The organism is Tunicatimonas pelagia (assembly GCF_030506325.1).
In the GTDB taxonomy this organism is placed as follows: domain Bacteria; phylum Bacteroidota; class Bacteroidia; order Cytophagales; family Cyclobacteriaceae; genus Tunicatimonas; species Tunicatimonas pelagia.
Window position 1 is genome coordinate 2927909 of record NZ_CP120683.1, and the last position, 11608, is coordinate 2939516.

General features: G+C 46.0%; 8 protein-coding genes. 3 read left to right on the plus strand and 5 right to left on the minus strand.

The window, feature by feature from the left end; translation table 11 throughout:
• Positions 1 to 129 precede the first annotated feature (129 nt).
• Positions 130 to 2589 carry a S9 family peptidase gene (locus tag P0M28_RS12415; RefSeq protein WP_302210225.1) on the plus strand — a complete coding sequence of 820 codons (2460 nt, stop codon included), beginning with the start codon at positions 130 to 132 and terminating at the stop codon, positions 2587 to 2589.
• A gap of 9 nt (positions 2590 to 2598) precedes the next feature.
• Positions 2599 to 4161: an L-piperidine-6-carboxylate dehydrogenase gene (amaB, locus tag P0M28_RS12420; RefSeq protein WP_302210226.1), complete on the plus strand. Its 1563-nt coding sequence runs from the start codon at positions 2599 to 2601 to the stop codon at positions 4159 to 4161.
• Between the two features lie 64 nt (positions 4162 to 4225).
• Here amaB and P0M28_RS12425 read toward each other — a convergent pair whose 3' ends face one another.
• The 3 genes from P0M28_RS12425 to P0M28_RS12435 all read right to left on the minus strand — a co-directional run bounded on the left by P0M28_RS12425 (position 4226) and on the right by P0M28_RS12435 (position 6561).
• A complete protein-coding gene (locus P0M28_RS12425) occupies positions 4226 to 4894 on the minus strand; it encodes a hypothetical protein (protein ID WP_302210227.1) in 669 nt (222 codons plus the stop codon).
• A 70-nt stretch (positions 4895 to 4964) separates the two neighbouring features.
• Entirely contained in the window at positions 4965 to 5543 is a 579-nt protein-coding gene (locus P0M28_RS12430) for a Crp/Fnr family transcriptional regulator (RefSeq protein WP_302210228.1), read from the minus strand.
• A 211-nt stretch (positions 5544 to 5754) separates the two neighbouring features.
• Entirely contained in the window at positions 5755 to 6561 is an 807-nt protein-coding gene (locus P0M28_RS12435; RefSeq protein WP_302210229.1) for a DUF1338 domain-containing protein, read from the minus strand.
• Between the two features lie 279 nt (positions 6562 to 6840).
• Here P0M28_RS12435 and P0M28_RS12440 point away from each other — a divergent pair, with 279 nt between their 5' ends.
• Positions 6841 to 8721 (plus strand): sensor histidine kinase, encoded by a 1881-nt coding sequence (locus tag P0M28_RS12440; RefSeq protein WP_302210230.1) that lies wholly within the window; start codon positions 6841 to 6843, stop codon positions 8719 to 8721.
• Here the strand turns inward: P0M28_RS12440 and P0M28_RS12445 are convergent.
• Positions 8687 to 10039, minus strand: coding sequence for a saccharopine dehydrogenase C-terminal domain-containing protein (locus tag P0M28_RS12445; RefSeq protein ID WP_302210231.1), 1353 nt, complete (start codon positions 10037 to 10039; stop codon positions 8687 to 8689). The two genes, P0M28_RS12440 and P0M28_RS12445, sit on opposite strands and share 35 nt — an antisense overlap.
• A gap of 78 nt (positions 10040 to 10117) precedes the next feature.
• Positions 10118 to 11542, minus strand: coding sequence for a cell envelope integrity protein CreD (gene creD / locus P0M28_RS12450; protein WP_302210232.1), 1425 nt, complete (start codon positions 11540 to 11542; stop codon positions 10118 to 10120).
• Positions 11543 to 11608 lie beyond the last annotated feature (66 nt).

Below are 11608 nucleotides of genomic sequence, written 5' to 3' on the forward strand. Positions count from 1 at the left end.
ACTACTGTACCTAACGCCGGGTCACAGAACTACGTGTAAGTTGTTAGCAGAATTTGCCCCGAACAGAGTGAGTCAATACCAAAAAATAAGTACCTTGTCAGACCTTTTTTTACCATCTTTTTTACACTTATGACCTATTCTGTTTCACGCCTTATTTTCTTGATTACTTGGCTGAGTAGCACCGTAGTTTTTGCTCAGAAGGATCTTGCTTACCAAACGCCACCTTCGGCTATTGCTAATTTGGCCAATGCGCCCCTTACCCCCGCGGTAAGTGTCAATAATTCGCACGAATGGATGGTGCTACTAGAACGTCCCGGTTACCCATCTATCGAAGAGCTAGCCCAACCCGAGTTGCGTTTGGCTGGCCTTCGGATTAATCCCCGTACCAACGGGTCTAGTCGCGGTGGCTACTACGTGGGCATGTCGGTAAAACCCCTCGATGGCAGTGAACCCATCTCGATCAATGGCTTACCGGAGAGTCCAAAAATTGAGAACGTAAGCTGGTCGCCCGATGGACAGAAGATTGCGTTTACGGTTACGCAAGAGAGTGGGATCGCTCTCTGGATAGCAGATGCAGCCAGTCAGCAAGCAAAGGCACTAACCGAGCCGGTAATTAACGATGCTATGCGAGGACTACCCTACGCTTGGCTATCCGATAGCAAAACCTTGATTTATAAAGCCGTAGCAACCAACCGGGGCGAGGCTCCCCAAGCTGCTTCAGCCCCTGCTGGGCCGGTAATACAAGAAACTTCCGGCGAAAAAGCCCCCGCTCGTACTTACCAGGATTTACTGCAAGATCCGCAGGATGAAGCGTCGTTCGCTTACTACACTACGGCTCAACTTCATTCGCTGAATATTGAAACTGAGGAAAGTTCAGCTATCGGAGAAGCGGCCATCTTCTCTGAGGTATCTCCCTCACCTGACGGAAACTATGTTCTGGTGACCAAAGTACAGGAACCCTTTTCTTATTTAGTGCCATACTATCGTTTCCCAATCGCAGTAGAGGCTTGGAGTCCTTCGGGTGAAGTAGTTCAGACCATTGCCGAAATTCCTCTGGCTGAAAGTATTCCTAAAGGGTTTGGTGCCGTTCGGGAAGGCCCACGGAGCTTTACTTGGCGAAACGATCAGCCCGCTACACTGTACTGGGTAGAAGCGCAAGATGGTGGCGACCCTAGTCAGGAAGCTGAAGTACGGGATCAGCTATTCTTCCTGGAAGCTCCGTTCGACGGTGAAAAGCAAACGAGCATTCCAATGAAGTTGCGGTACGGAGGGGTTACCTGGGGAAATGACGACTTAGCGATTGCCTCCGAGTGGTGGTGGAGCAACCGTCAGCAAATTACTTCGTCCTTTAATCCTACCGGAGGGGAAGATTCCAAAACGGTTCTGTTCGACTACTCTTTTGAAGATCGCTATAACAATCCGGGTAATTTTGAAACGGAAGCAAACCAGTACGGACGCTCAGTACTACTGACCGATAAGAAAGGGAAGACGCTGTACCTGAGAGGGCAAGGCGCCTCCGACGAGGGTAATCGCCCGTTTGTAGATGCTTTCAACTTATCGAGTCAGGAAACGGAACGCTTGTGGCAGTCCGAAGCTCCGTACTACGAATATCCGGTGCAAATCCTGGATGCGAAAGAAAATACGGTGCTCACCCGTCGCGAGTCGCGAGAAGAACCACCCAACTACTTTGTCCGGGACTGGAAATCAGATCAGCTAACCGCGCTTACTGAGTTTTCGCATCCGTATCCCGAGCTTAAAAATATTGAAAAGCAGGTAGTGAAATACGAGCGCGAGGATGGAGTTGCTCTGCAAGGTGATTTGTACCTGCCGGAAGGCTATGAGCCTGGTGATGAAAAACTTCCCGTGCTGATGTGGGCGTATCCTAATGAATTTAAGAGTGCCGATGCAGCCAGCCAGGTACAAGGCTCTCCTTACGAATTTATCCGTATTGGCTGGTACTCGCCCCTGTTCTGGGTAACCCAAGGTTACGCCATTCTGGATGACCCGAGTATGCCGGTAGTGGGCGAAGGCGATGAGGAGCCGAACGACACTTTCCGTAAGCAACTGGTAGGCAATGCGAAGGCGGCTATTGATAAATTGGTAGATATGGGCATTGCCGATAGCAGTCGAGTAGCCATTGGCGGTCACTCCTACGGAGCCTTTATGACGGCTAATCTACTGGCGCATTCGGATCTGTTCGCCGCCGGAATTGCCCGAAGCGGTGCCTATAACCGCACTTTAACCCCCTTTGGTTTCCAGCGGGAGGAACGAACCTACTGGGAAGCCCCGGAAATTTATTATCAGATGTCGCCCTTTATGCACGCTGAAAAAATCAACGAACCCATTTTGCTAATTCACGGTGAGGCTGATAACAATTCCGGTACATTTCCATTACAAAGTAAACGCTACTTTAATGCGCTCAAGGGGTTAGGAGCTACCGCTCGTTTGGTGATGTTACCTCACGAGAGCCACGGTTACCGAGCGCAAGAATCGGTTTTGCACATGCTGTGGGAAATGGATCAGTGGCTGGATAAATACGTGAAAAACAAAGATATGGTCGAGACCGCTCGACAAGGAGAAGAAGAATAAACAACACATATGGAAACAATGACATTAACCCAGGATATGCAAGAGGTACTAAATACTTTGGGCATACAATCTGTAAACCCAGCCTACAGCACAGGGCAAAAATCAGGAAGTACTGATGGAGAAAGAACAACCCGTGATATTCACTCCCCAGTGGATGGCTCGCTGATTGCTACGGTGCAAATGGCAAGTGTAGCCGACTACGATCAGGTAATTGAGCAAGCTCAGAAGGCTTTCAAAACCTGGCGAATGATGCCCGCCCCTCAGCGGGGTGAGATTGTCCGGCAAATTGGTAACCGACTGCGGCAATATAAGGAGCCGCTTGGTAAGCTGGTAACCTACGAGATGGGCAAAATCTATCAAGAAGGGCTGGGCGAGGTACAGGAAATGATCGATATCTGCGATTTCGCGGTGGGTCAATCGCGGCAGTTGTACGGTTTTACCATGCACTCGGAACGTCCGCAACACCGTATGTACGATCAGTACCACCCGCTGGGAATTATTGGGATTATTTCGGCCTTTAATTTTCCGGTGGCTGTCTGGGCCTGGAATGCTATGTTGGCTGCCGTCTGCGGTAATGTCTGTATCTGGAAACCTTCCGAAAAAACTCCGCTTACGGCTTTGGCTTGTCAGAAAATCGTGGCGGAAGTGCTAAAAGAAAACGATCTACCCGAAGGTATCTTCAACCTAATTATCGGCGATGCCGAGATTGGTTCTAAAATGGCTCACGACCGCCGGGTTCCTTTAGTTTCGGCCACCGGTTCTACCCGCATGGGCAAAAAAGTAGGGGAAGCCGTGGGGGCTCGTTTGGGTCGCTCACTGCTAGAGTTAGGTGGTAACAATGCTATTATCATCACCGAACACGCTGACCCGGAAATGGCTATCCGAGCCACGGTATTCGGCGCAGTAGGAACCTGCGGACAGCGTTGCACGTCCACCCGTCGGTTGCTCATCCACGAGAGCCGTTACGATGAGATAAAAGAGCGATTGCTCAAAATCTACCCTACGCTTTCTATCGGTAATCCGCTCGATGAAAAGAATCTAGTGGGTCCACTCATCGATCAAGATGCCGTAAATAGCTTCAAGAACGCTTTGCAAAAAGCGCAGGAAGAAGGTGGAAAGCTACTGGTTGGCGGAGAGGTACTGAGTGGGGAAGGCTACGAAGGTGGTAATTACGTAACCCCCGCTCTGGTAGAAGCTGAGAACTACTACGAAATTGTGCAAGAAGAAACCTTTGCTCCTATTCTGTATCTAATTAAGTACCAAGGCGACGTACACGATGCGGTAGCTACCCATAACGCTGTGAGCCAGGGGTTATCATCGGCAATATTTACAACTAACATACTGGAAGCCGAAGCTTTCCTTTCGCAGCGAGGTTCCGATTGCGGTATTGCTAACGTGAATATTGGTACTTCGGGAGCGGAGATTGGTGGAGCTTTTGGTGGCGAAAAAGATACGGGCGGAGGGCGCGAGTCCGGTTCCGATGCATGGAAAGTGTATATGCGCCGTCAGACCAATACCATTAACTACAGTACCGAGCTACCGCTGGCGCAGGGAATTAAGTTTGATATTTAAGGACAGTAGGCGAAAATACAGTCTGGAATAACGTAGTTCGCTTCCAAACTGTATTTTCTCACAGCTACTTCTTCTTTATAGGTAGCGAGTAACCTACACTGACGTTAAAAATAAAGGGAGTGTTATTGATCCCTGCCTGCATTGCTTCGTGGGTTTCGGTTTGCCCAGTTAAGCGATTATCGTAAGTAAACTCATTACCATTCAATGATGAGCTAATCCGAGGCCAATACCGGATGCTGGGGGCGACCATAATTCCGTTCAAGGCATTGGTTTTTTTAGCAAACGGACACCAGTTAACGTAGGCACCCACTCCTAAAGAAAAGGTGTTGTAGGAAACAATTTCTTCCTCTATCTCCAGTGGAGTATCGCTGTCGTAGCTGATCTCAAAGCGGTGCCATTTCGGCTCCAGGCGGAGGTTAAACCAGTGATTGAAGCGATAGCCCACGCCAAACCCGGTGGTGTAGGGCATGTGTACTTTCAACTGTTGATCGGCCAACTCACCCGATACCGTATTTCCCGAAAAATCTAGCAAAACCCCGTGAGAATAATCAAACGCCAACCGCTTGTAGAAGAAGTTGCCTTCAACATTAAAGCCATTAGCAAATATGGGCTGGTTCAGGCCAAATAAAAGGTTAACGCGCGTATCTAGCGAAGAATTTTCATTTTGTGCTTGAGCAGATTGCGCGTAATAGAGAAAAAAGAAGATAGCTATGATTCCTAGTACTTTGTTCATCGTTCTATTGATTTCTGTTGAATAATGATACAAAGAGACGAAAAGTACGACTAAGCTCTATTCACATTTGTTAACTTCGGTTTAAGCTACTTTTTTTTCTAATTCTACTGAGCGATTGCGGTTTAATACCCAAATAGGCAGCTAAATAATACTGCGGAATGCGTTGAACCAACTCTGGCTTTTGCTCAATGAGTTGGCTGTAGCGTTGCTCGGCCGTCAGCGTAGCGAGGTTGTTGGCGTGCTGAGAAGTATTAATAAATGCCTGCTCTACTTGGTAGTTTTGTAGAGCCATAAAGCGGGGATGCGCTCGAAATAGGGATTGTAAACCATCGCGATCAAATACATAAATGAGAGAATCTTCCAGGGCAATGATGTTCATCTCTGAGGGCTGACGGCTAGAGAAACTTTTTAAGTGGGCGACCCACTCACCTTCCTTGGCAAAATCACAGGGAGCTGGTTCGCCATCGTTGTTGGCGTAGTGCATGAGCAACCCCCGACTCACATAAGCGATTTCCTGGCTTACTTGTCCTTCCTTCAGAAGAAAGTCGCCTTTAGCAAGCTGTCTGGAACGAGCGATTGCCGAAAATGCAGCCAACTCCTCACTGCTGAACTGCTCAAACTGCTGAACATTCCTGATAAGATCGTTCATACTCCACAATTTACGAAAAGCGCGTAGTGAAGAAAAGTAAAACTACTCCCGTCAATAATAAAACCAGGAAAATGTAGAAAATAAAGATTAGATATGACCGAAAAACAAAAAAGCCCGATAAAACCGGGCTTTTTTGATATTGTAAGTTAAACCACAAAAAGGAATAGAATGATCGTGTTCAAATTACAAAATTTTTAATAAAATGGAAACTTTATTGGCTTTTGTTAGTGCTCTCGAAAATCTTATCGGCTGAGTTGGCGACAAAGCCTTGGTATAATTCCCCACTAGATTGCGGATAACGCTGGGCAAATTCATAGTAGCAAGCGGGTACCGCGAAAGTGCCATCGCTAAAATTCACTTCTACCGTATCGGCCAGCGTAGAGGATTGTTCTAAGTACACATCTTTTGATCCTTTCACCTCACCGCCACTGTCGTTCATCTTAAAGCCATTCTGCTTAATGAACTCATTTACTTCTCGAATATCGCTGAAACTATTAAGTGCGTTAACAAATACCGTAAAGTGGTTGGGCCGATAACCATGAGCGGCCATCCAAGCAGCGTATTCGCTCTTAGTGCGAAGTTGCTCGTAGGTTTCGTTACTCACCTCCCAAGGGCGGCCGTTAGAGCAAAATTCAAATTGCTGGGTAAGGTAGTCAGGTACCTGATCAATTAACTGGTTTACGATGTCTTGCAACTCGTTGTCAAACTCTTCCAGCTTTAGCTCGCTGATGAAGATTTTGGGCATTTGCCCATCAGGGTGCTCGTAGTGTTTGGCGTAAAGCTTCTTAGCCGTAAAATGATAGTCTTGGCGGTATTCGTAACCACTTTCTAAAAAAGGTATAGCCAACACATCAATTGTTACTTTGGGGTGATTAAAGGTACGGAGGGCGATATGGTCGTTTTGCACCTGATCGCCTCGTTCCAGGAACAAGTTGTAAATTTTCAAAGCTTGTGGGTTCATGGTGGTATAATCCTTCCACATTTTTTCCAGCAAGTCGGGTAATGTTGTCGTAGCCATTATGAAAATTTTTTGGTAAAACATTAGTTGAAATACATATGTAAGTAAACGCTATGATAACCACAATGCTTTACTCGAGGATTGTATATTTTTATAGTAATTTTTTAAGGGACGAACCTATTTGTTCAGGAAGAACCCTCTATCTATTGGTGCCGATGTAGGATGTAAAATATATCTCGCCAATGGATTCAATAACCCTGAAAATATCGCGCATAAGTACTTATACTTATTTTACGAAGAGATAAGTACAAAGGCAGAAAATTTAAGCAACAACCCAGTATGACCATTAGAAAACATATTCTTTCGTCTTTACTTTTCGTATTCCTACTTACCTTTATTTCGCTAGGAACGTCCTTATATTACCTAAATCGACTAGGTACTACTTCCACAGAAATGCTTCAGGAAGATTATCAACTGGTAAAAGTATCCGAAGAGCTTATGGTTTCTTTGGTAAAGCTAGACCGAGCCTTGGTGATGCTCTGTATAGATAGCACTTCTACTCAAGAAGAAGAAGCTCTTTTAAAAATTGTTGCCAGTGAAGAGGGCGTCATCAAAAATTATATATCAACCATTGAGGCAAATCAGTTGGAAGGAAAACGCTCAGAAGCTTCTGTTGAGCTAAAGAATAACTACGCCCGCTACCAAAAAAACCTGAACAAAGTAGGTAGCGTACCTGATCCAGATGAATTATATCTCAGTTTGCTACGCTGGCAAAATGAGGTGGTTCGGGCCAATTGCTCGGATATTATAGAGGCAAGCCATATGGCACTGAAGAACAAAAATGAAGAGTTGCAAACCCTATACTTGAAAGCAAAAATTAACACATTTTTAGTCTGTATTATGGTGCTGATAAGCGTTGCTGTGGTAATGGATAAGGTGCCAAGCTGGATTATGCAGCCAATCAGTGATTTAACCGGCCGGGTAAAAAGGCTGATGCAACAGGAAGGAGAGTTTGAAGAAGCATTAACCTCTGACCGAGACCTTGAAGACTTAGCAAAGTCTATTAATTTGGCGGGAGAGCGTTTGAAAGCTTCGGAGGAGAAGTTCTGGCTTATTACGCAAAACTTATACGACATTATTTTCTTTTGCACTCCTAACACTAAAATTTTCTATACCACCCCTTCCATTCAGCAAGTGCTTGGCTACACACCCGAAGAATTAATTGGCCGATCTACCCCCGACTTACTACATCCCGAAGATATATCGCGCATAAAACCAGAAATGACTCAGAAAAGAAGTGTAGAAGTCCGGCTGAAAAATAAGCAAGGTGATTATTTATGGCTAGAAACAACCTTAACCATTCACCAGAACGAGCAGGGTGAAAAGTTATATATTCAGTACACAGCTCGGGATATTAGCGAACGAAAGAAAGCTGAAGCCAAGATAAATAGTGCATTGCTTAACGAGAAGGCACTCAACGAAAAATTAACTCAAGCTAATCAAGAATTGGATAAACTGGTGTACAGTGCATCGCATAACCTCCGGTCGCCGCTTACCTCAATTCTGGGGCTAACCTCACTGCTAAAAGCAGCTACTCGAAAGAAAGAGCGACTAGAAATTACTGAGGGGATAGAAGAAAGTATTCATAAGCTGGATGAAACTGTCAGGGATATTATTGAGTACTCCCGTAATGGGCGTACTGAGGTAGAGATAGAGCAAATAGATGTTGAGCAAGTAATAGTTGATGCAATTCGAGATTTACAGTACTTGCAACCCACCGACCAACCTGTTGATATTAACCAGTACACTGACCCTAAGTTACAATGCTACTCTGATCGCAGACGGGTTAGGGTTGTTCTTACCAATCTTATTTCAAACGCAATTAAGTACGCAGATACTGAGAAAAAGCAATCTACCCTTCGGATAAACGCAACCAGACAAGGAGGTAACCTAGTGCTTACCCTGGTAGACAATGGTATTGGTATTGAAAAAGAAGTGCAAAGCCAGGTATTTGATATGTTTTACCGGGCAAGCGAGCAAGCATCGGGGGCTGGGCTGGGATTGTATATTACAAAAGAGATCGTAGAGAAGCTAGGAGGCGCTATTGTACTTACCTCTACCCAGGGTAAAGGTACCTCGGTAGAAATAACCATTCCGGATATGAAGCCAGCCAATTTGGCACAATTCAGTGCGAATAGGCAGATACCAAAGAACGCGTAGCATTCTGAAACACAATACCTAAGCCTTCTAATTCCTGCAAAATAGGCTGATAAATCTCCTTATGCACCGGAATAGCCAACCCTGCCTGTGATACCTGATTATTCAGAATAAGTTTTGCTGCGATTCCTAGCGGATAACCTACAGTTTTAGCCATTCCTGAGAGATGGTTCAACCGTCCGGTTACTGCCAGTGATGAAGTAGTGAGCAAATCTTCCCCGTTGAGCTGATACCCCACCAAGTGCTGCATCACAATCATATCTTCATTTTGTGGTTCGGTCTGCCACTTTTCTTCCAGCAGTTTTTGCAATACATCAGCGGGCGATGCTTTGGTCAGGCCAATAGGTTTTTCTTCAAGCAAGCCCAGCCAGGTAATCCGATCCATCAGCTCGGAGGTAACGTCCGTTCCAATGTATCGACTAAAATTAGTGACTAAGCTATCTTCGCTGTAGGGTAAGTAGGCTCGTACAAAATCGGCGTAAGTCATATTCTCCAGATTACGAACTTCGTAACTATCGTCGGTCAACCCTAGCTGAACAAAAGCGTTCCAAGCCGCGCAGAAGCCAGGTCGGCGCAAAGTGCCCCGCAGAATAGTTTCAGCCTGGTGAATGCCGTACAAATCACGGTACTTTAGTGAGTCACGGTTGGGGTACGACTCAAAGCGTCCGTAATCCGGTACCTCCACCGCACTCAAGCGTTTGAATACATGGTGGTGCGGAATATTTTTATAGCGACCTCTAAATAGATATTGCGCCGTACCAAACTTTCCGGCTAGCACTACATTACGAGGGTTCCAGGTAAATTTGTACCGCCAGGGGTTATCATCTGAACCGGGAGCCATTAGCCCTCCGCAGGAAGATTGAAAAGAGGTTATGGTACCACCCTGTGCCTTCACTTCATCAATAAGTTTCATGGCTGACATATGGTCTAAACCCGGGTCGAGGCCACACTCGTACAAAAAAGTTAGGCCCTTATTTTCAATATCGGTTCGCAGCTTTTTTACATCGTCGCTCACGTAAGAAGCCGTAATCAGATTTTTCTGTAAGGCCAAGCAGGAATGCACCACATGAATATGAAACCGCGCCGGTAGCATCGATATAACTAGGTCAGCCTGTTTAACAATACGGTTGCGCGCCTCTTCATTAAGCACATCAATTTGCTGAGTTTCTATAGTAGGATATTGCTGCTTAAGAACGGCAACCGTTTGCTCCGAAGCATCGGCCACAACGATCTGCCAGTGGTACTGTTGACGTTGCTCACATAAATACTGAATAAGGGCGGTGGAGGAGCGTCCCGCTCCCAAAATAAGCAGTTGTTTCATATACAGTTTACCTTTTTAAGCATAACGCCGAAATAGTTTCTTTCCTTACAGGTATGTACGGTTTATCTGAAGAATAGATTAATCCTTATTTTCAGAGATATTCTCCGAAAGCGCGTACCAATTCACTTGGCGCGACAGGTACATTACCGCCGCCAGAATTGCAAACAGGGCTAGGCTACCTACCAGCAGGGCATAGTCTTGTAGTTGCAAAAGAATAAAGATAAATCCGTACAACAGCAATAGTAGCAAAACCACCAACCCGGTAAGTTTATTATCCTTCAGTACTCCCCGAACGTATACCCCGACTAGTGCAATAGTTGCTAAGCTAGCGATGACGTAGGCCAATGCAAAGGATACATGCTCGGAGATAGCCAGCAGGAGCGCGAAGAATAAACACAGGGCTAGCCCAACTAAAATGTACTGAATAGGATGGATACGGCGATAATGACGGATTTCCGTGAAGAAAAAGATAAGAAATGTAAGAGCAATGAACATGATAGCGTACTTCACCGTGCGTAGCGATTTTTGGTAAGTATCTACTGCTTGCAGCAAATTAACCCCAAAGGCATAACTACTATTGGTTGTAGCCACATCTTCGGGTAGGGCGTAACGGTCTACGTACGGTTCCATTGCCGAGCGATTAGAAAGGTTGAAACGAAACTGACTGTTCTTCCAAACTTGAGGAAAGTTTCGGTTCAAGTGCAAAACCTCCCAGTAGGCGGAAAACCCCTGCTCACCAACCTCTCGTTCATCAGGCAGAAAGGAGCCAGAAAAGCTGGGGTGCGGCCAGGGCGAGGTCATATCTATTCGGGTAATTCGTCCCATTGGTAAGAACTGTAGCGATTGGCTCCCGTTCAGATCTAGTGCTAGGCGAAAAGGAATGAGGGTATTATTTTCTATCAGAGGCACCCTCGTTTGAACACCGGAGGGTAGTACGTCGGTGGCGGCTACTCCCGGCTCAAAAGTGTACTGATGGGAATTCCACTCAACTGCAACCGCTTGGTTAATCCCTCGCATATCGGGAATACCTAGCGATAGCGCCGTTTCCGAACGAAGTAGTTGGCTGCTGTCTACTCCCACCGTACCCCAATCGGGCAACGTAAAGGTGCCTTCTATCTGTAACTGCGCCTGATACACAATAGCTTGGTAAATACCACGAGCGCGTTTTTCAGGCAAAATTTTCACTCGTATACCCAGCGAATCGGGCAGTACGTGGATGTATTGAACGCTCCGGCGGGTACGATTATCCTCCGCAACGGTAATTACTTCGTACGGCACTGTCAGTATCGGTCCCCCTATGGTTTGGGCATTACTCCACAGACTACTTATATTCTGAATGGCATCTTCCCGATACCGCGACCGCTCGTGAATTAAGCTTTCAATCATTGCGGTAGGAATCAAGAGAAGTAGCACCAGTATCCCGATAGAGATAAGGCGCAGGGTTACCGAATTTCGTACCCATCGGTTCAGGCGTTCGTACAGGGTTTGATCAGATGCAGACATACGGCTATTTACCACGATTGAATAATAGTAACGGTACAATACGAAGTTTATTAGCCAACCGACCCG

Bases quoted from the DNA above. Each gene is read 5' to 3' on its own strand.
- P0M28_RS12440 (WP_302210230.1), top strand. From the start codon at position 6,841: ATGACCATTAGAAAACATATTCTTTCGTCTTTACTTTTCGTATTCCTA.
- P0M28_RS12415 (WP_302210225.1), top strand. From the start codon at position 130: ATGACCTATTCTGTTTCACGCCTTATTTTCTTGATTACTTGGCTGAGT.
- creD (WP_302210232.1), bottom strand. From the start codon at position 11,542: ATGTCTGCATCTGATCAAACCCTGTACGAACGCCTGAACCGATGGGTA.
- amaB (WP_302210226.1), top strand. From the start codon at position 2,599: ATGGAAACAATGACATTAACCCAGGATATGCAAGAGGTACTAAATACT.
- P0M28_RS12425 (WP_302210227.1), bottom strand. From the start codon at position 4,894: ATGAACAAAGTACTAGGAATCATAGCTATCTTCTTTTTTCTCTATTAC.
- P0M28_RS12435 (WP_302210229.1), bottom strand. From the start codon at position 6,561: ATGGCTACGACAACATTACCCGACTTGCTGGAAAAAATGTGGAAGGAT.
- P0M28_RS12430 (WP_302210228.1), bottom strand. From the start codon at position 5,543: ATGAACGATCTTATCAGGAATGTTCAGCAGTTTGAGCAGTTCAGCAGT.
- P0M28_RS12445 (WP_302210231.1), bottom strand. From the start codon at position 10,039: ATGAAACAACTGCTTATTTTGGGAGCGGGACGCTCCTCCACCGCCCTT.